We start from the raw sequence: 25,637 nt of genomic DNA, 5'->3' as shown, positions 1-25,637 counted from the left end.
TAGCTGGTGCCATCCACCGCAGCGCCTGCTTCGCGGGCATGCCTGCTCCCACAAGGCTCGGGCACGGCCGAGGGCTGCTGCTCAGCGAATCTGGTGCTTGTGCAGCAACCGATAGAAAGTCGGCCGCGATATACCTAGCACCTTGGCCGCCACACTCATGTTGTCACTGTGCCGGCTGAGTACATCGCACAGCGCCTGACGCTCGGCTCGGTGCTTGTACTCTTCCAGCGTGCCCAGCGGTTGCTGTACCTGGTCCAGGGGCTGCAACCCAAGGTCCTGTGCCTCGATTTGCCGGCCTTCTGCGAGCACCAGCCCGCGCCTTACCCGGTTGGCCAACTCGCGGACATTGCCCGGCCAGTCATGCCGGCCCATGGCCGCCAGGGCATGCTCGCTGAACGAGCGCGGTCGACGCCCGGTTTCAAGACTGTAGAAATGGGCAAAATGACTGGCCAGCATCGACAGGTCGCCATGCCGGTCTCGCAATGGTGCGGTCACCACCTGCAACACGTTCAGGCGATAATACAGGTCTTCGCGAAAGCGCCCTTGCTCGATGGCCCTTTCCAGGTCCACGTGGGTAGCCGCCAGCACCCTGACATCCACCGGGATCGGCTGGCTGCCCCCCACGCGCTCGATGTGCTTTTCCTGCAGAAAGCGCAGCAGGTTGGCCTGCAACTCCAGCGGCAAATCGCCAATTTCGTCGAGAAACAGCGTGCCACCATTAGCCGCTTCGATGCGCCCGGCCTTGCGCTGATGAGCACCCGTGAAAGCGCCCTTTTCATGGCCGAACAGTTCCGACTGGATCAGGTGCTCGGGGATTGCCCCGCAGTTGATGGCAATGAACGGTTGCTCGCTGCGTTGCGACTGGCGATGCAGGGTGCGGGCCACCAGTTCCTTGCCGGTGCCGCTTTCTCCACAGATCAGCACCGGCGATTCAGTGGGCGCCAGCTTGCCCAGCAGCTTGCGCAGTTCGCGGATCGGGCGGCTATCACCGAGCAGTTCGTGGCTTGCTTCATCCACCCTCGCCATCCCTTTGCCGCGCAGGCGCGCCATTCCGAAGGCCCGACCCAGCGTGACCTGAACGCGGGAAACGTCGAACGGCAAGGTGTGGAAGTCAAAGAACCATTCACAAACAAAATCGCCGACGGCCGGCATACGCAGTTGTTCGGCGCTGAGCACGGCAATCCATTCGGTGTTGCTGCGTTTGATCAAGTCCTTGACCCCGTCCGGGCGCCTCAGGTGTGACGCCTGCAAGCGCAACAGGCCCACATCGCAAGGGTGATCCAACGCGGCGCCGAGCATGCAGCTGTGCACATCCCAGCCTGCGCTGCGCAATCCGGGTAACAAACGATGGCAGTCATCGCAGGGGTCGACGATGAGCAAACGGCGTTGGGCGGCAGGCTGCTGCATGACCAATCCTTGGCGCCAGTTTTCAGTTTTTTGAAATAAAACAGTAAGTTGTGGCGCCCGATTAACAGTAGCAACTAAGTTGACGGTTCCCAGTACCGTCTGTCTGCCGAATCATTTTTTTACAATGCGTGACGGGAATTTTCGCACTTTATCGACATCACATGGCGGCATGGGCAAGAACGGATTCGACCCTGGCAAAATTTTTTACAACCAATGTGTGACTCGCCCCCGGACAACGAGCATCAGTACACATAACCCCGCGCTGCACTTCGCGATAACCGAGGCGACTTCGAAGCAACGCGGACTTTAACTGGATGTTTGGGACCATAGAGAGACCGAACCATGAATGCCCCGCTCCGTGTCAACGAAGCACTGCTGATTGCCGACCACGCCTTCGAACCTTTCCAGTGCGTAGCCTGGGATGCACCCAACGGTACTGGTGAACTGAGCCTGGCAGTGATCGACCGGACCAGCACCCGCATCGGCAGCAAGCAAGTGTCTTCGCGCATCTATTCCGACCCGGCCCAGTGGGCCAGCCTGATCGAGGAAGTGCGCGCCGAGCTGTGCGAAAAAGGTTACGACCTGCAGCCGTGGTCAATGCCGAAATAATATCGGCCGGCAAACCAAGTGCGTGCGTCGCCACGCACTTGTACAACTTCCGGGTTGCTGTTCTGGCAACTTTTTCTTATTGCGGCATAGTGTCGCACCGGTGCTTTTTCAATCCACCAACCTGAACTGTTGCAGGTGCTGGTAATCCGCCTGAAGTTGCTGCGCCAGGCGCTGCGCACGGCCCAGGCGCACCGGCGCCAGTTCCATGTCCACCAACAGAGTGGCGCACGGCATCGGCTGCACGGTATTCCAGTGTTGCAGGCGACCGTCGGTGAACACCAGGCAGCGTAACGCTTCTTCGGGGTGGGCCCGTTGCCGATCCTGCAACCAGTGCCGAGCCTGCTCCAGTGCAGCGATCAACGGCGTGCCACCACCAGCTCCCAAGGCTTGCAGCCACGGTTGCAAGGCGGCCGAGGCCTTCAGGCCGTGGCGCTGCCACTGCGGTGAGCGCCCGCTGGCGGTAAGCAGGGCCAACCGGGCACGTTGGCGGTAGGCTTGGTCGAATAGCGCCGCCAGCAGCCCTTTGGTTTGCGCCAACGCCTGGTGGCGACGGGTCGAGGCCGAAGCATCGACGATTACCAGCCACAGTTCTGCGGGCCTGGCTTGGCGTTGCTGCCAGCACAGGTCCTGGCGCTGGCGTGGCCGCCCCTTGAGCAGGGTCGGCAACCAGGCCACCCGCCCGGCCGCAGCACTGCGCGCCCGGCCTCGGCTGGCACCGTATTGCTTACCTGCGCCTGCGTTGGCATCCGCCCCTTTGGCAGGTGACTGGGGGATGCTCAGGGCTTTTTTGCCCAGTTCGGCACCTCGCGGCGAGCGCCGCTGGCCACAGGCTGCGCCGGCATTGCGCCCCAGTCGCCCTGCCCGCCCTGTTCGCCAGGGTTGCCCGCGTCTTGTCGACCGGGTTGCTGTTCAGGCTGCTGCGGCGCCGCAGGCGGGTTGGCCTGGGGCGAAACGCGGCGGCGATGGCGCAAGGCGAACTCGGCCACTGCATCGACATCGGCCTCCTCGATGGCCTCGCCACCACGCCACGCACAGTGGGCGCGTGCGGCGCGCAGCCAGACCAGATCGGCGCGCAACCCGTCGACCCCAGCGGCATAGCAGCGTTCGGTGATCCAGGCCAGTGCCTGGTCGTCCAGGGCAATGCCGGCCAGGGCCTGACGCGCCGCCTGGCAGCGCTCGCGCAATTGCGCCTGGGCCTCGGCCCATTGCGCGCAAAAGGCCTGCGGGTCGCTGTCGAAGGCCAGACGGCGGCGAATGATCTGTTGGCGCGCCTCAGGTTCGGGCAAGCCTTCCAGAGCCACATTGAGGCCAAAGCGGTCGAGCAACTGCGGGCGGAGTTCGCCCTCCTCCGGGTTCATGGTGCCGATCAGTACGAAGCGGGCACTGTGCCGGTGCGAGATGCCGTCGCGCTCGATACGGTTGGTGCCACTGGCCGCCACATCGAGCAACAGGTCGACGAGGGTGTCGGGCAGCAGGTTGACCTCATCGACATACAGCACGCCACCATCGGCCTGGGCCAGTACCCCTGGGGAGAACTGCGCCTTGCCCTGCCCCAGTGCGGCATCCAGGTCGAGGGTGCCGACCAGCCGCTCTTCGCTGGCGCCCAGTGGCAGGGTCACGAACGGGCCCTCACCGAGCAGGTCGGCCAAGCCACGGGCCAGAGTACTCTTGGCCATGCCACGTGGCCCCTCGATCAGCACGCCGCCGATCTTCGGGTCGATTGCGGTCAGGCACAGCGCCAGTTTCAGGTCATCGGCACCGACCACGGCTGCCAGTGGAAATTGCACGGGTTCACTCATTTCAAGCCTGTTCCTCGCCGTCGAGCAGTTGTTCCTCGAGGGCCTCGCGGTAGTCACCCGGTGCCTGCCACAGACCGCGCTGCTGGGCCTCCAGCAAACGCTCGGTAAGGTCGCGCAGGGCCTCGGGGTTGTGCTCGCGCATGAAGTCGCGGGTCGCCGGGTCGAGCACGTAGGCATCGGCCAGCGCCTGGTAATGATGGTCGTCGATCAGTTCCGTGGTGGCGTCGAAGGCGAACAGGTTGTCGACCGTCGCCGCCATCTCGAAGGCGCCCTTGTAGCCGTGGCGCTTGGCCCCGTCGATCCATTTCGGGTTCAGCGCCCGGGCGCGGATGACCCGGTTCAGCTCTTCCTTGAGGGTACGGATGCGCGGCCGGTCGGCCTGGCTATGGTCGCCGTGATAACTGGCAACTGCCGCACCGGACAAGGTTTCCGACGCCGCCAGCATGCCACCCTGGAACTGGTAATAGTCGTTGGAATCGAGCAGGTCGTGTTCGTGGTTGTCCTGGTTCTGCAGCACCGCCTGCACCTTGGCCAGGCGCTGGGTGAACTGGGCTCGGGCCGGGGTTCCGTCGTCGCTGGCGCCGTAGGCATAGCCGCCGTGATTGAGGTAGACCTCGGCCAGGTCGTCGCGGCTGTGCCACAGGCGCCCGTCGATGGCGTTCTGCACCCCCGCGCCGTAGGCCCCTGGTTTGGCACCGAACACCCTCCAGCCAGCCTGGCGCGCGGCCTGCTCGGCGTCCACGCCCTGCGCCTGCAGCGCGGCACGCTCGCTACGCACGCGGGCGGCCAGGGGGTTGAGATCGTCGGGCTCATCCAGCGCGGCCACGGCCTGCACTGCGGCATCGAACAGGCGGATGAGGTTGCCGAAGGCATCACGGAAAAAGCCGGAAACGCGCAAGGTCACATCCACCCGCGGGCGGTCGAGCAGGCTGAGTGGCAGGATCTCGAAATCGTCTACCCGCTGGCTGCCCGTGGCCCACACCGGACGCACGCCCATCAGCGCCATGGCCTGGGCGATGTCATCACCGCCGGTACGCATGGTTGCCGTGCCCCACACCGAAAGACCGAGCTGGCGCAGGTGATCGCCGTGGTCCTGCAGATGGCGCTCCAGGATTAGGTTGGCGGAGGCGAAGCCCAGGCGCCAGGCGGTGGTGGTGGGCAGGTTGCGCACGTCCACGGTATAGAAGTTGCGACCGGTGGGCAGCACGTCCAGGCGACCACGACTGGGTGCGCCACTGGGGCCGGCGGGCACGAAACGCCCGGCCAGCGCCGCCAGCAGGCCATCCATTTCGGCGCTGCCGCAGGCGTCCAGGCTGGGTGCCACCGATTCTCGCAGCGTCCGTACCACATCGTGCACCGGCTGCCATTCGCTCTGGGCAGGTAAATGCACGGTGCCGCACAGCGCCTGGTCGATCAACTGCAGCGCCAACAGTTCGAGGCGTTCGCGGGTATCGCCACAGGTGCGCCAAGGCTCGCTGCTCATGGCCTGCAGTTGGTCCGGGCGTGGCCCTTGCCACGGCTGGCCAAGTTCGCAATCGAGCGGATCGAAGCCTGGCACCAGCGCCTTGGCCAGGGCCCGCAACAGGCTGGCATTGCCACCGCGACCGTCGCCACGCTCGACCCGTAACAGCGCCAGCAAGGTATCCAGCCGCAGCCGGCCTTCCGGGGACTGGCCGAACACATGCAGGCCATCGCGAATCTGCGATTCCTTCAGGTCGCACAGGTAGGTATCCAGGCGTGGCAGCCACACGGCGGCATCGTCCAGTTGGCCTTCCAGCTGCAGTTCGCGGTCGATGTGGTTGGCCTTGACCAGTTCGAGAATGTCGCGCTGCAACTCGCGAGCGCGCCGCGGGTCGAGCAGCTGCGCTTCGTAGAACTCGTCGGCCAATTGCTCCAGGTGGCGCAACGGGCCATAGGTTTCGGCACGGGTCAGCGGCGGCATCAGGTGGTCGATGATCACTGCCTGGGTGCGGCGCTTGGCCTGGGCGCCCTCGCCCGGGTCGTTGACGATGAACGGATAGATGTTCGGCAGCGGGCCGAGCAAGGCGTCCGGCCAGCACTGCGCCGACAACCCGACGCCCTTGCCGGGCAGCCATTCGAGGTTGCCGTGCTTGCCGACATGGATCACCGCGTCGGCGGCAAAGGCATGGCGCAGCCAGAAGTGAAATGCCAGATAGCCGTGCGGCGGTACCAGGTCCGGGTCGTGGTACACCGCGCTGGGGTCCACCTGGTAACCGCGCGCCGGCTGGATGCCGACAAAGGTCAAGCCAAAGCGCAGGCCGGCCACCATCAGCCGGCCACTGCGGTACATCGGGTCCTGCTGCGGCGGCCCCCAGCGTTCCAGCACGGCCTGGCGGTTTGCCTCTGGCAGGCGCTCGAAGGCAGCCTGGTAGTCGGCCAGGCTCAGGCTCTGCGCGCAGGGGCGCAGGTCCAGATGGTCGAGGTCGTTGGTCACGCCACCGAGCAACTGATGGATCAGCTGCGTGCCGCTGCCCGGCAAGTCGGCCAGCGGATAGCCTTCGGCCTGCAGGGCCTTGAGGATGTTCAGCGCGGCCGCTGGCGTGTCCAGGCCAACGCCGTTGCCAATGCGGCCATCCCGGGTCGGGTAGTTGGCCAGCACCAGGGCCACGCGCTTTTGCGTATTTGGCAGGCGCGCCAGTTCGACCCAGCGGCGGGCCAGTTCGGCGACAAAGTCCATGCGCTCGGGGTGGGCGCGGTAGCAGACCACGTCGGACTGGCTGCGCTCGCTGCGCCAGGCCATGTCCTTGAAACTGACCGGGCGGGTGATGATGCGCCCGTCCAGTTCTGGCAAGGCAATGTGCATGGCCAGATCACGCGCCCCCAGGCCCTGCTCGCTGGCTTCCCAGCCGGGCTGGTTGTCTTGCGCGCAGATGGCCTGCAGCACCGGGATGTCGCGACGGAACGGGCGCAGGTTGGGGCGCTCGGGGCTGGACAGGGCAAAGCCGGTGGTGTTGACCAGCACTTCGGCCCCCACCTCGTCCAGCCAGGCTTCGACCTGTTCCAGGCAGGCGCTTTCCTTGAGGCTGGCCACGGCGATCGGCAATGGGTTGAGCCCGGCCGCCTGCAGGCGCTGGCAGAACACATCGATGAACGCGGTGTTGGCCGCCTGCAGGTGCGAGCGGTAGAACAACAGTGGTGCCACCGGCTGCTCGGGGTGCCACTGCGTGTACCAATCCTCCAGCGTGGCGCTGCCCTTGGCCGGGTGATACACGGCAGTGCGCGGCAGCGGCTGCGGCTCGTCCCAGGCATAGTCGCGGCCCAGCCACTGGCTGGCCAGGCAGTTGAACAGGTTGATGGCATTGGCCTTGCCGCCCTGGCGCAAGTAGTGCCAGAGGCGTTCGGCCTGCTCGCCGCTGACACTGCCCAGGCTGGTCAGCTCCGGGTCCGGGCGGTCGTCACCCGGCACCAGGATCAGCTGCACGCCACGTCCGGCCAGCTCGACCAACTGCTCGACGCCATAGCGCCAGTAGCCGACGCCACCGTGCAGCGACACCAGGATGACCTTGGCATGGCGCAGCACCTGGTCGACGTACAGGTCGACCGAGGCATGGTTCTGGACCTGCATCGGGTTGGCCAGGCGCAGGCTGGGGTAATCCTCGGGCAATTGCTCGGCGGTATCGGCGAGCAATGCCAGGTGCGAATCGCCGCTGCAGAGAATCACCAGCTCGGCGGGCGTCTGGCCGAGGTCGGCAATGCTGTCATCCGGCACGAAGCCGCCGGGCTGGGTCCGCAGCAGGTGCATGGGTCAGGCGCCCAGTGCCTGGCGCAGGCGCGCTTCCAGCTGGGCGGCGTCAAGGTCCTGGCCAATCAGCACCAGGCGTGTGATGCGCGGCTCGTCGGCGCGCCAGGCGCGGTCGAAGTGCTTGTCGAAACGGGTACCCACGCCTTGCACCAGCAGGCGCATCGGTTTGCCCGGGATGGCAGCGAAGCCTTTGGCGCGCAGGATGCCGAACTCCACCACCAGCTGGGTCAGGGCATCGAGCAGCAGGCTTTCGTCGGCTTCGGGCAGGTCGATGGAGATGGAGTCGAAGGCGTCGTGGTCATGATCGTCATGGTCATCACCGTCATGGTGGGAATCATGGTGGGTACGGCGACCATCGATGTGCGCCTCGGACTCGGCGCCCACACCCAGCAGCACCTCCAGCGGCAGCTTGCCGCTGCTGGCCTCGACAACCTTGACCGCCGGAGGCAGTTCTTCGGCCACCTCGGTGCGGACCTTGGCCAGGCCTTCGGCGTCGATCAGGTCGGCCTTGTTCAGCACCACCAGGTCGGCGCTGGCCAACTGGTCGGCGAACAGTTCGTGCAGTGGCGACTCGTGGTCCAGGTTGGGGTCGAGCTTGCGCTGGGCATCGACCTGGTCCGGGTAGGCGGCGAAGGTACCGGCGGCCACCGCAGGGCTGTCGACCACAGTGATCACCGCGTCGACGGTGCAGGCATTGCGGATTTCCGGCCACTGGAAGGCTTGCACCAGCGGTTTGGGCAGCGCCAGGCCGCTGGTTTCGATGAGGATATGGTCCAGGTCGCCACGGCGTGCCACCAACTCGCGTATCACCGGGAAGAACTCTTCCTGCACGGTGCAGCACAGGCAGCCGTTGGCCAGTTCGTAGACGCGGCCGGTGGCTTCTTCCTCGGTGCAACCGATGCTGCACTGCTTGAGGATTTCGCCGTCGATGCCCAGCTCGCCGAACTCGTTGACGATTACCGCAATGCGGCGGCCCTGGGCGTTGTCGAGCATGTGGCGCAGCAAGGTAGTCTTGCCCGAGCCGAGGAAGCCGGTGACGATGGTGACGGGGAGCTTGGCCAGTGTTTTCATGTCGCATTGCCCTTGGCAGATTGGCGCGGGCATGCAGGACGACAGCCGCAGGCCAGGCCGGCCGGGCTTGTTCGCCACCGGATCACCCCGCCCGGTTGAAAGTCGAAAACGTGACGAGGCAGGTCTCCTGGCTCGCACCGTTCCATGTGCCCGCTGGTGCAGCGGGCTGGCGGGATGACGCCTTCCCGCGCGCGGGCGCAGTGGCTGTGTCGATCCGTTGTCGGTGCTTACAGTTGCGGGGGCAGCCGCGGCTTGTACCGCGTTCCCGTCTTAGCTTCGGCCTGGCCGAAGAACCTCGAAGTGGCAAGGCTACGCAGTGGCTGGCGGGTGGTCAACCATTGCTGTCGGGCTGGCCGACAGCAAGTGGCGCAACTGCGTTACAGTGGTGGCTTTGAGCAGCGAGGCCCACCGGTGAAACCCCTGAACAAGCGCGATATGGCACGCCTGGAGCGTGAACTGGTGGTTTGCCTGACCGAAGCCTGCGAAACCGCCAAGGCGCAGATCGTCGGTTTCAGCTGGCTTACCCATCGTCTCGCGCCCGAGGACTTTCCGGCCAGCCTGCGTATTACCTGGGTGTTCGAGCGAGAGGCCGACAAGGCCGCCGCCGTGGCGGGCGACGCGAAGGTGCGCATGCTGGCGCTGACAGGCCTTGCGCTGGAGCAGGCCGGCGTTCAGCTGGATCATCCGGCCTGGCATGTGCGGTTTGACAGTGAAGAGGCCTGCCAGCAGAGCCACGGGGGCGACTGGACCAGGCGCTTGATGGGGCGCTGAACCAGGGGCATGCACGGTCCTACAGGTCCAGTGCACGCTTTAAGGGCGACGCCGACCATGTGGCAGCGGGTTTAACCGCGAACACGGGCGAAGCCCGTGCCATCCACCGCGTCGCCTGTTTCGCGGGTGAACCCGCTCCTACAGGGCACGCGGCGCACTCGCGGAATCTGTTTTTCCGCGACAACGATGCCTCTATCCGTTAGGCTACGCATTCCCCTGTCACGAGGTGTTCGTCCAATGCGCCATTGATGCCGCCGTCCCTTCGACGGCCTGTCTTCAGCCTCCGGTTCGCTCCGGAGATGTCGCGGCATTTGTGGAGTTGTGCATGACGAACACGTCGATCCTGACGCTGGACAGCGTCTCCTTGGCCTTGCCTGACGGCAGGCTGTTATTTACCAACCTCAGCGAAACCTTCGACCAACGCCGCACCGGCCTGGTCGGGCGCAACGGTGTGGGCAAGAGCCTGCTCGGGCAGGTACTTGCCGGCCAGCGCGAACCAAGCAGCGGCCAGTGTCGGCGCCTTGGGCGCATCCATCTTCTGGACCAGCAGGTGATCGAGCACAGCGCCACGGTCGCCGACCTGGCCCAGGTGGGCGCGGTGCTCGCTGCGCTGGAGCGCATCGAGCAAGGCAGCGTCGCACCCAGTGACTTCGACACCGTCGGCGAACGCTGGGATATCCGCGAGCAATTGCAGGGGCACCTGCAACGCCACGGCCTGGGCCAGCTCGACTGGCACCAGCCCGCCCACAGCCTGAGCGGTGGCCAGGCCATGCGCGTGGCGCTGGTCGGCGCCTGGCTCAGCGAAGCGGACTACCTGATCCTCGACGAACCGAGCAATCACCTGGACAGCAACGCCCGCGCCCAACTGCTGAGCATGATCGAAGCCTGGGACCGGGGCTTGCTGGTGATCAGCCATGATCGCAAACTGCTCGCGCACATGACGCGCATCGTCGAATTGTCCAGCCTGGGCTTGCAGGCCTATGGCGGCAACTACAGCTTCTATTCGGCCCAGAAAGCCAGCCAGACGGCGCTGGCCCAACAGCAACTTGCCCGGCTGAAACAGGAGCAGCAACGCCAGGCGCGCGAACTGCAGCGCCAGCGCGAGGACCTGGAACGTCATCAAGCCCGCGCCGGGCGCAACGCCAGGCACGCCAACCAGGCCAAGATCCTGGTCGACCGCCAGCAGGAACGCAGCCAGGCCACTGCGGGCAAGCAGTGCCGCGACCATCGCGACGCCCGGCAGGCGCTGCAGGGCAAAGTGCGTGACGCCGCTCGCGAAGTCGAGCAGGACAGCGCCATTACCCTGCATGCACCCACGCCGCAGCGCCATCCGGGCCGCGAAGTGCTGGCCTTGCAGGCGCTGCACCTACCCCGCGGCACGCGCAAACCATTGAACCTGCGCTTGTGCCTGGGCCAGCGGGTGGGCCTGGTCGGCGCCAATGGCAGTGGCAAGTCCACCCTGCTCAAGCTGATGAACGGCGAGTTGCCAGCACCGCCCGACAGCCTGCGCCTCAGTGGTGAAACCGCCCTGCTCGACCAGCACTGCAGCGCACTACCAGGCCATACCAGCGTGCTCGACCACCTGCACCAGGCAAACCCGACATTGGCCCAGGGCGACTTGCGCAGCCGCCTGGCACAACTTGGCCTGGATGCGGCCCGCATCGAACTGCCCAGCGGCCTGCTCAGCGGCGGTGAACGAATGAAGGCAGCACTGGCCGCCGTGCTGTACCGCGAACGGCCGCTCGACCTGTTGCTGCTGGACGAACCCGGCAACCACCTGGACCTGCCGTCGCTGGCCGCACTGGAGCACATGCTCGGGCAGTTTCGCGGGGCGCTGGTGGTGGCGTCCCACGACCAGGTACTGCTCGACCGGCTGGCGCTGGACGAATACCTGCACTTGTAGAAGCCACAATAAATGCATTGCAGGCTATCAATTCGTGACAGGCCGTTCCCGATCTGCCACGGATGTATTATGGTGGCGTGGTGCGCATATAACAGCAGCCCGAGCAATCGGGCACTTGCAAGACAATGAGGGTGTCATGAGCAACGAAAGCATTAATTGGGACAAGCTGGGTTTCGACTACATCAAGACCGACAAACGCTACCTGTCCGTATGGCGCAATGGCGAGTGGGACAAGGGCACCCTGACCGAAGACAACGTACTGCACATCAGTGAAGGCTCCACTGCCCTGCACTACGGCCAGCAGTGCTTCGAGGGCCTCAAGGCCTACCGTTGCAAGGACGGTTCGATCAACCTGTTCCGCCCGGACCAGAACGCCGCCCGCATGCAGCGCAGCTGCGCCCGCCTGCTGATGCCGCAGGTGCCGACCGATGTGTTCATCGAGGCGTGCAAGCAAGTGGTCAAGGCCAACGAGAAGTTCGTGCCACCGCATGGTAAAGGCGCCCTCTACCTGCGCCCGTTCGTGATCGGCACCGGTGACAACATTGGCGTGCGCACCGCCCCCGAGTTCATCTTCTCGATCTTCGCCATCCCGGTTGGCTCGTACTTCAAGGGCGGCATGAAGCCGCACAACTTCCAGATCTCCAGCTTCGACCGCGCAGCCCCGCAAGGCACCGGCGCGGCCAAGGTCGGTGGCAACTACGCCGCCAGCCTGCAGCCGGGTGCAGAAGCGAAGAAAGCCAACTTCGCCGACGCCATCTACCTCGACCCGCTGACCCACACCAAGATCGAGGAAGTCGGTTCGGCCAACTTCTTCGGCATCACCGCCAACAACGAGTTCGTCACCCCGAAATCGGCTTCGGTGCTGCCAGGCATCACCCGCCTGTCGCTGATGGAACTGGCGCAATCGCGCCTGGGCCTGACCGTGATCGAAGGCGATGTGGAAATCAACAAGCTGGACCGTTTCATCGAAGCCGGCGCCTGCGGTACCGCTGCGGTGATCACCCCGATCGGCGGCATCGAGTACAACGGCAAGCTGCACGTGTTCCACGACCTGGAAAAGGTCGGCCCGGTTACCCAGAAGCTCTACAACGAGCTGACCGGTATCCAGAGCGGTGACGTGGAAGCACCGGCTGGCTGGATCGTCAAGGTTGCCTGAGGCGCTTTAACGGTTTGAAAAACGGGGCATGCCAGCGATGGCATGCCCCGTTTTTTTATGGGCAAACGCGGTCAACTATAGGATGGCACCGGCTGCGCCGGTGTTCGCGGCTAAAGCCGCTTCCACAGGTACAGCGCAAGCCTGAAGCCTACGCCATCCCTGTAGGAGCGGCCTTGTGTCGCGAAAGGGCTGCGAAGCAGCCCCAGGATATCCGCGCAATGCACAAATCGAGGAGCAGCGCAGGCTGGTAGTTTTCATGCAAGGCGACGCTGCATCAGCAGGTGCCGGGCTTTGTCGAAGGCCCAGTTGTACAGCACGGTGTAGGGCAAGATGATCACGAAGAAGCCCAACTCCACCATGAACGCCTGCAGCAACGAAATTTCCAGCATCCACGCCGCCACCGGCAGGCACCACACCACCAGCCCGGCTTCGAAGCCCAGGCCGTGTGCAAAGCGAGCGCTGGCCTTCCAGTGGATGCGCTCGACCCGCACGTAGCGATCGACCAGTGCGTTGTAGACCATGTTCCACAGCATGGCGATCACCGACAGGGTCACCGCCAGCGCCCCCGCCGTCGCCAGCGACTTGCCCATGATCCAGGACAACAGCGGCGCACACAGCAGCACGGCGAACACTTCATAACCGACGGCGTGGACCAGGCGTTCGGTGAAAGAAACGTTTTTCATTGCAGATTCCATCCATTGCGTGAGTCGTGCTTCCTATTTTCTTTGATAGAACTGATACTCGCGACATAGCTACCATCGGTTTTATCAATATCATGCGCTACTCACCCGAAGCTCTGGTCGCCTTTGTCGAAGCCGCATCGCTGGGTTCGTTTTCCGCTGCGGCGCGCAAGTTGCGCAAGAGCCAGTCCACCATCAGCATTGCTATCGCCAATTTCGAGGCCGATGTGGGTTGCCCGTTGTTCGAGCGTGGCGGTCGCCACCCCACGCTGAACGAAGCTGGGCGGCAGGTGCTGAGCCATGTCGAGGCGATACTCGATGCCAGCGCCCAGCTCGATGCCCTGGCGGTGCGGCTGGCGGAAAACATCGAGGCACTGGTCTCGGTGGTGATGTCGGACAGCTACAGCGTGACCTTCCAGGGCGCGGTGATGGCCCGCTTCGCCCAGCACTACCCGCATACCGAGCTGCGCTGCGGCCCATCGGAAGATGCCGATGTGATCGAGCTGATCCAGCAGGGCCTGGCACACGTCGGCATTCTTGCCACCCAGCCCAGCTACCCCGCTGACGTTGCCGTGGCACGCTTGCCCGAGCAGGCAGAGTTTGGGGTGTACGTGGCCAGCGGGCATCCGTTGGCGGCTTTGCCCCAGGTGCAGACGCAGCACCTGGAGAACGTCCGGCAGCTGTATATCAAGACCTATGCTCCCAGCCTGCACCACGGTCGTGGCCAAGCCTGGTCGGCACCGGACTACCTCACCCTGCTGGAGTTCGCCGTGCGCGGGTTCGGCTGGGCCGAGCTGCCCAGGGCACTGGTGGCACGGTTTGGCAGTGGGCTGGTGGAGTTGCAGGTGGCCGGGTATCCGCGACGGGTAGACATGGACGTGGCCTGGTCGAGCCGGCGCGCGCTCGGGCCGGCAGGGCAGTGGCTAGTGCGGCAGATGTTGGGGCAATAGACTTTTATTGCCGGCAAGATCCTGGGGCTCCTGCGCAGCAGTCGCGACACAAGGCCGCTCCTATAGGGGGACTAAAGCGAAAAATCCTACAACGTTTTAGGAAGCCCATTGCTCCCCCGCGAAGGCGTTCCTCGCTAGTGTTTTGGCCGTTGCGTCAAATCACTGGAAAGGAACTCCTGATGAGCATCAGCAAAGCCATCCACATCGCCATGCAGGAAGAGATCCCCAACACCTACGGCACCTGCAATGCCTGCGAACGCTCCGGCCTGCCGATTCTGCTGCTGCGCGAGGCCTACGCCCCACGCCCGGACACAGGGCGCCCCTATCGCCTGGCAGACGATAGCGAAATCATCTTCCACCCGATGCACACCGACCAGTTGCGCCTCCTGCGCCAGGGTTATGTCTACGTACTGCTCGACCAGGAAATCTGGCAGGCCTACGAGGTGGCGGCGGAAGGTACCTTGCAGCGCTTTCCGGTGTCGCAGATGCCCTTGGGGCCACCCAGGTCGTTACCCAAGGTATGCGCCACCGAAGGCCACGATGTGATTGCCTCGTTCATCAACATCGATACCCTGCTCTACCGCAAGGCCTGGATCGCCTTCGCCAACGACCCTTGGCCCCGAGCGGTACTCGACCGCTATCGGCAAGGCATCGCCAACAGCGACCCGGGCACCCTCGCCCGCTTCGTCGAGGTGGACCTGAACACCGCACGCAACGACCCTGCCAGCCTCGGCATCGCAATGACCGACAGCTTCCGCTTCGGCCTGGAACAGGTCCTGGAGTTTTCCACCTTTTCCTCTGCCAGGTTTACCAGCGCTCATGGCTTTTACAGCCGCCTGGGCCGCTGGCATGAAACCCGCACGCATGTGCGCAATGTCATCGAGCAGGAACAACTGCCCAATGGCCTGCTGGCGCTGACGCTACCCGACCCGGTCGGCATGGTCATGGAGCTCAACGCGCAACGCACTGGCTGGGTGCAAGCCCTGCAGGAATGGCGGGCCCAGCCGCAGCGGCACTTCGAATACTTCACCTCGCAAGCACTGCTGGGCATCCGCGAATTGCACGCGGCCATGGCGGCCGTGCAGGGTGCCGAGGACGCGCAGCGGGAAGCCCGGCAGATCGAGCAGTGGAACGACAGCCCGATCGCGGCCAAGGCGTATCTGCCGCCGGTGGACATCGACGCGCAGGCCGAACGCAACACCGCGCGCAAGCAGCAGGACGCCCGCGAGCGGCTGGAAGAGCGTTACGACGAAAGCGCCCGCGCGGCGTTCCAGGCCGATTACGACCGCGAACTGAAAAACTGGCAGTCGATGATCGACCAGGTTGGCGATCTGTATGCGCGGCACTATGCCAAGCGGGCGTTTCAGCAGATCGGCTACTACGACTATGACGCGACCTCCCCCGTTTCGGTGGAGTACTTCATCCAGATGATGGCCGCCTGCCTGGCCGGCGGGCCCACTGAAACCTTGCCTCAGGAGGGTCAGCCGCTCGGGATCACCCAGCATATCTGGCAGCAGCTGCTGGAAGACGACCGCAGCCTGCTTTACCAAGCACTGCTGGCCAAGAACCAGAAGCTGATGCAGCAGGTGGCCAGCGCGCTGTCCGGGGACGACTTCGGCAAGGTGTACGACATCATCAAGGGCATCGCCGGGACCGCCGATGGCCAACTGCTGATGATCAAGCCGATACAGGATGCCGTTGGCCAGTTGCTGGCCGCGACCAACAGCGCAGGGAATGCGCTCAGCCAGCACATCAGTGAACGGACCAAGACCCTGATCGGCCATGTGCATCGCTCGGCGTTTGCCCTGTTCGCCGGGCAGCAGGTAACGCCGCTGCGGGTGTCGCTGACAGTGGGCGAATACATGAGCCTGCTCAATGAAGCCCTGGAGGCGCGGACCGATGCGTTTCTACAGCAGGTAGACAAGCAGTTCCGTGATCCCCTGGGCCGCAAGGTGCGGGCCATGGTGCTGAGTGGCGCGATCAATATTGCGGCAGCGGGTAACCGTAGCCAGATGATCGAGGTGATGCTCTGGACGCTCGAAAGCGCCGAGAGTTTGCAGGCGCGGTTGGTGCAGTTGCGCGAGGGTGCAGCCGGTGGCGTCGGGGCGCTGGTACGCAATGTTGCGATTGGTGCGGGTACGCTGCGTGCGCAGGTTACGGGTGGTTTGAAGATCAGTTCTACGGCCGCGCAAAGCGTGGCAAGCGATGCCATGCGCAGCCTGCGGGATGCTGCAGCGAGTAGCGGAAGCGTCGGGCTGCTATTTGCCTTGGGCAGCATGTGGTTCCATCAGGACAGCCTGGGCAAGAACTATCGAGCGTTGCAAGAGACGCATCAGGACAACCCGGAGGCGCTTGCGGCGATCTGGTCTTCTTCGCTTGGGTTGTTGGGTGCCAGCGTCGAAGCGGCGGGACTGGTTGTTGCGCTTGTGCGTCCGAAGATACCGTGGCCGGGGACGGTGACAACAATCTCATTGGGAACCGGTATTGCCAGATTCGGCTCGGGGATTTCTGCGCTTGCTGGTGTCATGGATGCGGTTCAGTACAGGTATGCAAACCTTAGATCCGAGAGAGTGGGAGATGGCTCTGCAGCTCGCCTCTACCGGTTCGCAAGTGCCACTTCATTCGGGGCCGCAGCATTTGGCGTCTGGGCCGCATTTGGCTCCAGCGCTTTACTTGGCCCGATAGGCATAAGCATCACCTTGGGCATAGCAGCCTATCTGCTTGCAACTTCAGCCAAGCACAAAGAATCATCAGCAACGCAGATTTGGGCCAGAAATGCCAAGTGGGGGTTACCGGAATCACATCGCCAATGGATGACCAACGCCGATATGGACGCGGCCATTGCCGCCCTCAATGCGTCCCTCCTCGGTTTGGAGGCGGAGGTCTCGATTCAAATCCAATTCGAAATCAATCACTCCATCCACAAAGAAAATGCGTCAACGATATTTACCAGTGATGGTAATGCGGTCCCGGCAAGCGTCGGCCTGATTTTCTTTATTCGCATTCCAAATTTCAATCAGCACCTGTCGCATTACGAGTGGAGCTTAAGCCTGTACCACGGACCTAGAGGTAGTGAATTAGCTGTACTGTCCGCAGACAGTTCCTCGCCGTTGAAACTGCAAGCTCAAGACAGAGCGACCAATAAGCTCTTCTCCAGACCACCCGATATGCAGCCACTCGCAAAGGTCGACCCAATGACTAAAGCCCTCACCATTCAAGGAGCGCTGCCATTGTCCGACCACCACACCATCCAGGCAATAGAATTCACCCTAAACTTCTGGCCTGACAAAGACGACAAAACAACACTCGCTCAGATTGTATTAATAGAGAATGAGATACGCACCAACAAGAGCAAAAATCAATGAGCCGCCCAAGACTGATCCCACCCTGCACTGGCTGGCAAGAAGACTTGCCATCGCCCTTCGATGCACCGATTCTAGAACCTGGCTTGGCTCCCCACACGCCGAACTTTCAAGATGATATTTACCTCGAGATTTGTCGCTCAGCAATGGCGTATCGTGGGATCGTTTCGATATTGGCACTTATCTTTCTGATTTCGATCCTGGTTGACCTTCCTTGGGTGATCAGGCATACGGACCCAACGGACATAGAAAGTGTTCTTCAGGAAATTATCATGCTCTCATTGTCAGCATGGTGCACCGTTGTCCTGTTCCGGGCAGACCTCTCAGCGCCCCGAGACCTGCCCATTCGATTCAACCGGGCCCGTAATAAAATCTACGCCTACAACTTCAAGCATCAATGGTGGAACCCCTTCGACAAAGGCAAGGTCGTGCCGGTCAGTTACGACTGGTCCCAAGTCCGCGCCGAGCGCTGGTCCCAAACCGGCGCACTGCCAAACGGTGGGTTAATTTTCAAATGGGGTGTCACACTCTCCATCGTTGCACCAGGCACAAACAATGTCATCGACCGTTTTCCTCTGGTCACGATGGGCGCCAATGAACATGCCTGGGCCTACATCTGCACCTACATGCAGGAAGGCCCCTCAGCCCTGCCACCACCAGGCGAACCCAAAGACCACAACGATGTGCTCTGGTGTGAGTTCGCCCTGCGTTTGGCACCGAAGGTAAACTGGCCGTCAGAGATGGATCTGGAATCGAGAACAGCCCCCTGAAAGGGGGTGGGTGATACGAGCGGCTCAATCCCCCGTCGGTACATCCACCACCTTCCAACTGTCATCCGGATCGAAGCGTTTCATCTCCTTGGCCAGCTTGTCACCGTGCGGCCCGAGGTCTTTCTCGAACACCTCGCCGTCATGGCTGATCATGAAGCTCATCACCCCGGTGTCATCGTACCTGGCCGGCCAGGCAACCATGGCGAAGCCACGGCTCATCTGGTTGCCGATCAGGTAACTGTAGGCACCGCCAGGGGCGGATGGGCCCTGTGCATCGAGGATACGAAAGTGGTAGCCATACCAGTCGTCGCCAACCCGGTCCTGGCCGAACAACGGGCCCAGCGGGCTGACCTGGCCATCGCCATCGTCGTCCCAGTACAGCCCGTCATGCTTGCCGGGCTCGCTGAATATCTTCTGCGCGTATTCCAGCGCACCGTTGCCGTTGTGGTCCTGGGTGGCGTACTCCATTTGCGCATCGTGATAGGCCAGCATCGACTGCATGGCACCCAGCTCGTTGCGGCCAATGCGCCGGGCGCGGATTTCGGCGCTGCCGGCCTTGAGGTCGAAACGCCAACCCTGGTCGCCTTTGGTCAACGGAATAGGCAACGTCCAGTGATCACTGCCCACCGCAAGGATGGCCTTGTTTGTACCCGACAGGTTGATGCTGTGCTGCGCGCGATACTGCGCAAGGAACGTGTCCACATCACTGCGTTGCACACCACCGCGCGGTATGTAGGCACGCCAGTCATCACCCAGCAACCGGGCCAGGCGGGCTTCATCAGGTTTCTCCTCGCCCAGCGCCGCAACAAAGGATTCCACGGCCTTCTCCGGTGTCGGGAAGGCTTCCTGCGCAGCGGCCAGGGATGACCATGTCATACCGGCTGCGATTACCAGTGCCGCTATCATTTGACGGTTCATCGACGGCCACCTCCCCCGCGGCGTGCGGGCGCACTGGGCCGGGAAATCTGGTGCCCGGCGGCACGTGATGCGCTCGGTCGCTGGGCGAACGACTGGCTGGTGCGGCCACGGCTGGCCTGCACGCTGGTGCGCGAGGGTGAACGGACGCCGTCGAAGGCATTGTTACGCGCGCGGCCAGCGGTATTGGAAGGCCGATTTTGTGCCAGCTGCCGCCCCTGGCCTTCGCCCTGCCTGCGCTGGTTCACCTGGCTGTTCTGCTGGCGAGCCTGGGTGTTGCGGGTTTCCTGTCGACGGTCGGTTGCCCTGGGGTTGTCGCTACGAGGCTGCATGCGGTTGCCGACCGAATTGCCTGCCTGCGCCTCGCGCATCTGCTGGCGTGCCTGGCGGTTGCTGGTGGCCGGACGTTCGATGCCGGCCCGGTCCATCGACGCCCGGGCCTTGTCCCGCGCCTGGGCGCGTTGGGTGTCGTCACCGCGGAAGGCAGTACGCTGGGTGGCACCGTCCAGCTGGCGACCGTACTGCTGGCGGCTGCGAGAGTCGCGGTAGGGCACGCCGTCGCGGTTGGCGGCGTTGTGCTGCCATTTGTTCTGGTTGTTGGTGATGCGGTTGTTGGCGTTGATGTTGTTGTAGCGGTTGACGTCGATGTCGATGTCGTTGTTGCCCCAGTCACAGTCGCCCCACAGCGAGGCTACGATCGCCACGCCGGTACCGAAGGCCAGGCCCGCCACCAGTGCAGAACCAGGGTAATACATGGGCGGTGGCGGGTAATACACCGGCGGCGAGGCCGGGTAGGCCCAGGTGCCGTAGCTGGTGGTCGGGTTGTAGCTGGGCACGTACACCACTTGCGGGTCGGCTGGCTCGATGATGATGGTGGTGGGCGGGCTACTGGCCGTAACCACCTGGGTACTGCTACCGCTGGAGGCCGGTGCCGGGGCGGTCTGCACGGTCACGTTCTGGTACTGGTTGCTCTGCAGGTTGCCGGCGGCCTGGGCCTGGTGGCGCAGGCGCTGCACGCCGCCCATGACATCGTCGGGCTGCGCAAGGAAGGCGTCACCCAGGCGCTGCACCCAGACCGGGTCTTGCCCCAGGGTCGCCAGTACCTGCGGGAAGGCCACCAGCGCCTGTACACTCGGGTCCCAGGGCTGGTTCGCCACCTTCTTGACGGCATCGTCGCCGGTGGCCTTGGGGTTGGCCTTGGACCAGGTCACAGCTTCGCTCACCTGCCCCGGGTAAGTGGAGGCCATCAATACCTGTGCCAGCAGCGCATCGGGGTACAGCGCGATGGGTGCCAGCATCTGATCCAGTTGCTCCTGGGTGAACACCGGGTCCTTGGCCGCGACCGTGTCGGTTTGTGGTGCCGGGTCGGGGGCCGGTACATCCTCTGCCAGCACCAGGCCGGGCGTGGCACTCAGATACAGGATCACCGACAGGACCGCTGACAATGGCATGCGCATCGCATCTCTCCGTGAGATCAGGCCGCGTGGGTTAAGGGTAGCAATGGCGCTGCTTTTGGCCAGATACGGGGGCGCAAACTTTTCGCGCTCTAAGGGTGGGGTGGTTGCTGCTTTTGAATCTATGTCAGGGCTGGGTTGAGATCTGTAATTGACTGTACCGGCCCTTTCGCGGGCACGCCCGCTCCCACAGGTACTCCACAATGTTCAAACCTGTGGTGATCCTGTGGGAGCGGGCGTGCCCGCGAAGAGGCCGGCGCATGCACAAGGCCGTATCCACAGCAAGGCCGTGAGCGCGCCCGCGACATGAAATACTGAGCGGGCGGTGCTCAACCGCCCAAGGCGATGATCGCCACGATCAGCAACGCCCCGACTACCGCCAGAACCACGCCGGTCAACAGGGCGCGGCCACCGGAATAGCGTGCCAGCAGCCAGCCCGCAAGGAAGAGCATGGCCAGGGCGACCAGGTTCGATACACGGATGGCCGTACCGGTGGTCTCGATCAGCAGGAACGGAATGACCATCGGGAAAGTTGCCAGTACCACCAGCAGGAAAGTGGCCAGCGCCGCCTTGAAATCATCCAGCCCCAGGCGTGCCGGCAGCGGGCGGCCAGCATCACGCAGCATGCGCCCACGCAGCATCTCCAGCCCGTCTTCATCCAGTGCCAGGCCGATGCGCTCTGGCAGCGTATCGGCAATCAGCCTGCGCCCCTGGTTGATATCACCTGCTTGCAAGCGGGCCAGCAAGGTCCGGCTGCGGGTACGTTCGGTCCAGGTACGCAGCAGGTAGATGACGGCATCGGCCAGGCCCCAGGCCAGGTTGCAGCCGAGTGCGGCAATCAGCATCAGCCGCGCGTCTTCGCGCCCTGCCGTGGCCACGCTCAGCGAGCCGATGAAGGTCATCGCCATCAACAGGCCGAAGATGACTTCGGTGATCCGGTCGATCGGTTCCAGCACGCCCCATTTTCGCGGTTGCTCGTCTTGCCCCATCGCACCCTCCCAGGAACCATCGATAGTCACTATCGAGAATGGCAATTTCTGCCGAACGACATGGCCGAATAACCTAGCTCCATCGACTCGCCGCCCACCACACCGGCCCCTGGAGCTATCTGATGAACACCTTGGCCCGCCTGCTGTCCGCCACCCTTGCCGTCATTGCCATCGCCATCACCAGCGGCTGTGCCAGCCACCCCGAACTGCGTCCCTACACCGCCGAAGAAACCCGTCAACTGCAACTGGAAGCCTTGCAACGCCGTGGCCTGTCGCTGGAAGATTACGAGCAGCAACGGCGGGTAATCCAGCGTGCCGGCAACCTGCCCGTGGTGACCGAAGCTGCAGACGCCGACCGTTCGACCAAAGGCTGAATGGGCTAGCCGGCGGTTCCCTCACGTTATCTGCACAGGTATGCTTTACCGCTCAACCGCAAGCCTTCCAGGACGGAGACCATGACCAGGCCCCTTCTGTTGCTGAGTGCTGCCCTGCTGTTCAGCCCCATGCTGCTGGCCCAACAGATCAAACGCGAACTGGGCGACTTCGACTTTACACTCGGCACCACCCCCTCACGCAGTATGGCCCAGGGGCTGATATCGCCCAGCGCCATCGGTGCGTTCCACGGTGGCCTCGACTTCAGCCACCCCAGCGGCTGGTACCTTGGCCAGTACGCCCCGAGCATGGGCGTGACGCCCGACTCCACCCTGCGGCTGGACAGTTACCTGGGCTACAAGCACCGGTTCGACAGTAGCCTGGGCTACGAGGTGGGGTTGATCCATTATAGTCAGCCAAACGTTGCGGGCCCCGACAGCTATGCCCTGTACGGTGGTGTTTCGGTGCTGGGCAGCCGTTTCGGTGGAGCGCTGCGCGACAATCCCGACAACCGCACCGCCACGCTATTCGCCGACTTCGGCCAACTGCCGCTGTTTGATGTCGACCTGAGCGTCAAGCTCGCCCATCACCGCCTAGGTACGCCATTCACCATTGGTGATGGCAGCGAGGTGAATGCCTTTTCCGATTGGTCGCTGGAACTATCCCGGCCTTGGCTCGGCATCGACCTGAACCTGGTCTACAGCAACTCAAACCTCAGTGGTGGCGGGTGTGATGCGTATTCGGGCATCAACACCTATTGCGACAGCATGGTCACGCTCAAGGCGCAACGCCGTTTCTTTTAACGGCGCGACGCCAGCGCCAGGGCGATACCGCCCAGCACCACCACGCAGGCCACCAGCAAGCGCAACGACAATGGCTCGCCGATCAGGCCAACCCCGCCCAACGCCGCGATCACCGGGACGCTGAGCTGCATGGTCGCCGCCTGCTGCGCGCTGACTTGCCTGACCACGCCGTACCACACGGCATAGCCAGCACCGGACGCCAGCACACCAGAACCCAGCGCATACAGCACGCCGAGCGGGCTCAGGTGCAAGTCGGCGCCCAGCAACAGCATCGGCGCCAGCAGCACCAGGCACGGCAGGCTCCGGGTGAAATTGCCGGCAGTGTCGGCCAGCGGCCTGGGTGAACCTTTGCCCAGCAGCGTGTAAACGCCCCAGGCCACGCCAGACAGGGCCATCAGCAAGGCGCTGGCAAAAGGTGGCGCCGCAGTACCGGGCAACAGCAGCACCAGCAGGCCGACGAAGGCGATCAGCATGCCCAGCAGCATCCGCGCGGTGATTTGTTCGCCTTTGTACCAGGCGAAGCCGAACATGGTGATCTGCACCGCGCCGAACAGCAGCAACGCACCCGCGCCTGCGCCCAGTTGCAGATATGCCGCAGAAAACAGGAATGCATAGAGGAACAGGGCCAAGCCGCCGCGCCAGCTACCCCCCATGGCAAGCGCGGGTTTTCGCAGGCGGATCAACAGCAGCAGGAACAGTGCACCACTGGCCAGGCGCACCACGGTGAAGGAGGCTGGGTCGATGGCCCCATCCTTCAGCGCGAGCCGGCAGAATACCGAGTTGGCAGCGAAGGCCACCAGGCTGAAAAGTGCCGGCCAGATCCAGGCCCGAGCCTTGGGGTCGGCAAGCGTGGTGGTGCCGGTGCTCATGGTGTGGTCACCTTTGAGGTCAATTGTTGTTATAGCGGCCGTGCTGGTTGGGCCAGCACCGATATACAACATAGCGCTTATCTGCCGCCACCACCGAATCGCCCGGACCTATACAGCCGCCACTGCCTCGATCTCCACCAGCATGCCGTCCAGCGCCAACCGGGGTACCGGTATCAGCGTGCAGGTCGGTTTCATGCAACGGCCCCAGGCCCTGTCAGCCTCGGCTACCCATTCATGCAGTCGCATTTCGGAATGCTCGACGATCAGCAGGGTCAGCTTGAACACATGGGCCAAGCTGGCGCCTTTCGACGCCAGGGCAATCTCAAGGTTGGCCAGTGCCTGGCGCGCCTGCTCGGCGAACAGCGGCGACAGCTGCCCGTTGCGGTCCTCCCCGCCCTGGCCGGCGATGAACAACAGGCGGCTATCGGCATGAACCTCGGCGACATGAGAGTAGGCATTGCCGCTGGGGTCGTACAGGCCTTCGGGGTTGCTCAGCTGGAACGCGGTTGAATGGCTCACGGTAAACCCTCGATCAGTTGGAAGAGGGACGGAGTATCGAACCTTGAGTTAACTCGAGGTCAAGCATGCATCGTAAAAACGGGCTTGCCTGCGTAGGACGTTTCGCACAGCGCGCTGGCTTGCGTGAACCACGCGTTTGTATGCGCGGTGGCTGCCAGGCGCTAGATTGCGAGGCCCGGCATGGAGGCCTGCACGTATCAAGGATAAAGCGATGAGCAAATATGATTTTCAGCTGGCTTATACCATCAAGCCCAAAACCGCACGAAATGAAGACGATGCGGCAAAGGCGCGCCTGCACCTGCGCGAAAAAATTGGCCTGGACACCGTCGAACACATTGAAACCACCTTGCTCGGGGTGATCACTCTCAGCAGCACCACGCTCGCAGACCGCAGGCGCGATGCCGAAAAGCTGCTTCACGATTACATCCATGAAGCGCTCAAGCATCTGTGTGTGCTGTCGACCGTGAAGTTCTACGGTTGCCTGATGGTGGACGGGCTGGGGTCAGCCATTCGCTTCGATATCCTGCCCAAGTGAACATCGACGGCCTCAGGCGCCCCCGCGCCTGAGGCCGTTCTCCATCATTTTTCCTGCAGTACCGCCCTGCCCTTCACCGCCCGAGGCCCGCGCCAGGCCCAGAACAGCAAGCCGGGGAACGGTGCGTAGACCACGAAGACGATCCACAGCATCTTGCGCTCGGCGCGCCGGTCACTGCCGATGATGTGCCAGATGGCCCAGATTTCCAGCAGGATTACAAAGGCCGCGACGATGATCCAGATCGTTCCGATTTCCATGAGCGCTCTCCCATTTGGCATGTAATGGGTTGGGTTGCAGAGGCTGCCGAGGGTTCAGATTGATTTGGCTGGCGGCATGGCACCACTCCTACAGGGAGCAGTGACAGCTCTCAATGCCGTGGTGCAGCTTCCAACGCCGCCTTCAACGCCGGTGCATCGGCAAATGCCCGCTGGCTCACCAGCTTGCCCTGCTCCAGTTGCAACCACTGCACCTGGCCATCCTGCCCTGGATAACGGCTGGCCACGCGCCCGTCGCGGTCGAGCAGTACGCGGTAGTTGTAATCGCGCATGGCGGGGATGGCGAACAGCTTGCTGATCAGCGCCGGCATGCGCTGGATGTCGGCAACGAACACCGCATCGCGCGCCTCCAGGTAACCCTTGGGCTGTTCGGCCAACGCCGCCTTCACCAGCTTTGCACCATCCATGTCGCGCGCCACCAGCAGGATGTGCGTGCCGGCGGCGAGACTATAGGCCTGGTCGTACTGGTCGAGCAGCGTCCACGGGGCGAGCTTGTCGCCCTGCTCCAGGGCATTGGCCAACAATGGCATCAGGCAAAGCAACAGGGCAGCGGCGTACTTCATCAAGGTATCCTCAGTGACAGGAGCATCAGCATAGCGGCAACGGGCCAAGCCAGACAGGTTGCCTGAACACGACCTGGAATACGACACGGCCACCCGGGAGAT

Annotated in this window: 23 protein-coding genes and 1 riboswitch; of the genes, 10 read left to right on the top strand and 13 right to left on the bottom strand. The window is 63.4% G+C overall.

Annotation, left to right across the window (positions count from 1 at the left end):
- Positions 1-81: 81 nt before the first annotated feature.
- A complete protein-coding gene (locus tag QN085_RS12270; protein ID WP_013972507.1) occupies positions 82-1,407 on the bottom strand; it encodes a sigma-54 dependent transcriptional regulator in 1,326 nt (441 codons plus the stop codon).
- Positions 1,408-1,749: 342 nt separating this feature from the next.
- Between QN085_RS12270 and QN085_RS12265 the strand changes: the two genes are divergently transcribed.
- Positions 1,750-2,016: a hypothetical protein gene (locus QN085_RS12265; protein WP_013972506.1), complete on the top strand. Its 267-nt coding sequence runs from the start codon at positions 1,750-1,752 to the stop codon at positions 2,014-2,016.
- A 108-nt stretch (positions 2,017-2,124) separates the two neighbouring features.
- On the opposite strand, the gene QN085_RS12260 is transcribed toward QN085_RS12265, so the two are convergent.
- From QN085_RS12260 to cobW, 4 genes are all read right to left on the bottom strand, one after another.
- Positions 2,125-2,691: a vWA domain-containing protein gene (locus tag QN085_RS12260; RefSeq protein WP_013972505.1), complete on the bottom strand. Its 567-nt coding sequence runs from the start codon at positions 2,689-2,691 to the stop codon at positions 2,125-2,127.
- Between the two features lie 101 nt (positions 2,692-2,792).
- Positions 2,793-3,815: a magnesium chelatase ATPase subunit I gene (locus tag QN085_RS12255; RefSeq protein ID WP_015270206.1), complete on the bottom strand. Its 1,023-nt coding sequence runs from the start codon at positions 3,813-3,815 to the stop codon at positions 2,793-2,795.
- A gap of 1 nt (position 3,816) precedes the next feature.
- Positions 3,817-7,578, bottom strand: a complete 3,762-nt coding sequence (gene cobN / locus QN085_RS12250; protein WP_013972503.1) for a cobaltochelatase subunit CobN — start codon at positions 7,576-7,578, stop codon at positions 3,817-3,819.
- Between the two features lie 3 nt (positions 7,579-7,581).
- Complete coding sequence (cobW, locus tag QN085_RS12245) at positions 7,582-8,649, bottom strand: cobalamin biosynthesis protein CobW (protein WP_041506049.1); 1,068 nt, start codon at positions 8,647-8,649, stop codon at positions 7,582-7,584.
- A 100-nt stretch (positions 8,650-8,749) separates the two neighbouring features.
- Positions 8,750-8,962, bottom strand: a riboswitch (cobalamin riboswitch).
- Positions 8,963-9,060: 98 nt separating this feature from the next.
- Here cobW and QN085_RS12240 point away from each other — a divergent pair.
- The 3 genes from QN085_RS12240 to QN085_RS12230 all read left to right on the top strand — a co-directional run bounded on the left by QN085_RS12240 (position 9,061) and on the right by QN085_RS12230 (position 12,479).
- Entirely contained in the window at positions 9,061-9,420 is a 360-nt protein-coding gene (locus QN085_RS12240; RefSeq protein WP_024087040.1) for a hypothetical protein, read from the top strand.
- 325 nt (positions 9,421-9,745) lie between these two features.
- The gene (locus tag QN085_RS12235) at positions 9,746-11,323 is read left to right on the top strand and encodes an ATP-binding cassette domain-containing protein (protein ID WP_041506050.1); all 1,578 of its coding nucleotides are present in this window, start codon (positions 9,746-9,748) and stop codon (positions 11,321-11,323) included.
- Between the two features lie 136 nt (positions 11,324-11,459).
- Complete coding sequence (locus tag QN085_RS12230; RefSeq protein WP_013972500.1) at positions 11,460-12,479, top strand: branched-chain amino acid aminotransferase; 1,020 nt, start codon at positions 11,460-11,462, stop codon at positions 12,477-12,479.
- 254 nt (positions 12,480-12,733) lie between these two features.
- Here the strand turns inward: QN085_RS12230 and QN085_RS12225 are convergent, their stop codons facing one another.
- Positions 12,734-13,162 (bottom strand): multidrug/biocide efflux PACE transporter, encoded by a 429-nt coding sequence (locus QN085_RS12225; RefSeq protein WP_024087038.1) that lies wholly within the window; start codon positions 13,160-13,162, stop codon positions 12,734-12,736.
- 92 nt (positions 13,163-13,254) lie between these two features.
- Between QN085_RS12225 and QN085_RS12220 the strand changes: the two genes are divergently transcribed.
- The 3 genes from QN085_RS12220 to QN085_RS12210 all read left to right on the top strand — a co-directional run bounded on the left by QN085_RS12220 (position 13,255) and on the right by QN085_RS12210 (position 18,241).
- The gene (locus QN085_RS12220; RefSeq protein ID WP_013972498.1) at positions 13,255-14,109 is read left to right on the top strand and encodes a LysR family transcriptional regulator; all 855 of its coding nucleotides are present in this window, start codon (positions 13,255-13,257) and stop codon (positions 14,107-14,109) included.
- Positions 14,110-14,288: 179 nt separating this feature from the next.
- A complete protein-coding gene (locus QN085_RS12215; RefSeq protein ID WP_041506051.1) occupies positions 14,289-17,474 on the top strand; it encodes a T6SS effector BTH_I2691 family protein in 3,186 nt (1,061 codons plus the stop codon).
- Positions 17,471-18,241, top strand: a complete 771-nt coding sequence (locus QN085_RS12210; protein ID WP_230397110.1) for a DUF6708 domain-containing protein — start codon at positions 17,471-17,473, stop codon at positions 18,239-18,241. The genes QN085_RS12215 and QN085_RS12210 overlap by 4 nt, the downstream gene beginning before the upstream one ends.
- A 24-nt stretch (positions 18,242-18,265) precedes the next feature.
- Here QN085_RS12210 and QN085_RS12205 read toward each other — a convergent pair whose 3' ends face one another.
- The 3 genes from QN085_RS12205 to QN085_RS12195 all read right to left on the bottom strand — a co-directional run bounded on the left by QN085_RS12205 (position 18,266) and on the right by QN085_RS12195 (position 21,599).
- A complete protein-coding gene (locus tag QN085_RS12205; protein ID WP_023660937.1) occupies positions 18,266-19,159 on the bottom strand; it encodes a DUF2950 domain-containing protein in 894 nt (297 codons plus the stop codon).
- Entirely contained in the window at positions 19,156-20,613 is a 1,458-nt protein-coding gene (locus tag QN085_RS12200; protein WP_013972495.1) for a DUF3300 domain-containing protein, read from the bottom strand. The genes QN085_RS12205 and QN085_RS12200 overlap by 4 nt, the downstream gene beginning before the upstream one ends.
- Positions 20,614-20,939: 326 nt before the next feature.
- A complete protein-coding gene (locus tag QN085_RS12195; RefSeq protein WP_013972494.1) occupies positions 20,940-21,599 on the bottom strand; it encodes a VIT1/CCC1 transporter family protein in 660 nt (219 codons plus the stop codon).
- A gap of 122 nt (positions 21,600-21,721) precedes the next feature.
- Here QN085_RS12195 and QN085_RS12190 point away from each other — a divergent pair, with 122 nt between their 5' ends.
- Together QN085_RS12190 and QN085_RS12185 are read left to right on the top strand one after the other, a co-directional pair.
- Positions 21,722-21,973, top strand: a complete 252-nt coding sequence (locus QN085_RS12190; protein WP_013972493.1) for a hypothetical protein — start codon at positions 21,722-21,724, stop codon at positions 21,971-21,973.
- Positions 21,974-22,054: 81 nt separating this feature from the next.
- A complete protein-coding gene (locus QN085_RS12185) occupies positions 22,055-22,774 on the top strand; it encodes a TorF family putative porin (protein WP_023663023.1) in 720 nt (239 codons plus the stop codon).
- Here the strand turns inward: QN085_RS12185 and QN085_RS12180 are convergent.
- Together QN085_RS12180 and QN085_RS12175 are read right to left on the bottom strand one after the other, a co-directional pair.
- Positions 22,771-23,643 carry a DMT family transporter gene (locus QN085_RS12180; protein WP_038409607.1) on the bottom strand — a complete coding sequence of 291 codons (873 nt, stop codon included), beginning with the start codon at positions 23,641-23,643 and terminating at the stop codon, positions 22,771-22,773. The genes QN085_RS12185 and QN085_RS12180 overlap by 4 nt on opposite strands.
- A 108-nt stretch (positions 23,644-23,751) precedes the next feature.
- On the bottom strand, positions 23,752-24,162 hold the full coding sequence (locus QN085_RS12175; protein ID WP_023663024.1) for a RidA family protein: 411 nt from the start codon (positions 24,160-24,162) through the stop codon (positions 23,752-23,754).
- Between the two features lie 211 nt (positions 24,163-24,373).
- Between QN085_RS12175 and QN085_RS12170 the strand changes: the two genes are divergently transcribed.
- The gene (locus QN085_RS12170; protein ID WP_013972489.1) at positions 24,374-24,697 is read left to right on the top strand and encodes a hypothetical protein; all 324 of its coding nucleotides are present in this window, start codon (positions 24,374-24,376) and stop codon (positions 24,695-24,697) included.
- Between the two features lie 44 nt (positions 24,698-24,741).
- Here QN085_RS12170 and QN085_RS12165 read toward each other — a convergent pair whose 3' ends face one another.
- Complete coding sequence (locus tag QN085_RS12165; RefSeq protein WP_013972488.1) at positions 24,742-24,954, bottom strand: PLDc N-terminal domain-containing protein; 213 nt, start codon at positions 24,952-24,954, stop codon at positions 24,742-24,744.
- A 110-nt stretch (positions 24,955-25,064) separates the two neighbouring features.
- Complete coding sequence (locus QN085_RS12160; RefSeq protein ID WP_013972487.1) at positions 25,065-25,535, bottom strand: hypothetical protein; 471 nt, start codon at positions 25,533-25,535, stop codon at positions 25,065-25,067.
- Positions 25,536-25,637 lie beyond the last annotated feature (102 nt).

It is taken from the genome of Pseudomonas sp. M2(2023) (genome assembly GCF_030263955.1).
Taxonomy (GTDB): domain Bacteria; phylum Pseudomonadota; class Gammaproteobacteria; order Pseudomonadales; family Pseudomonadaceae; genus Aquipseudomonas; species Aquipseudomonas asiatica.
The sequence above is the reverse complement of the archived record's forward strand: the minus strand, read 5'-3'. Positions and strand labels throughout refer to the sequence as shown.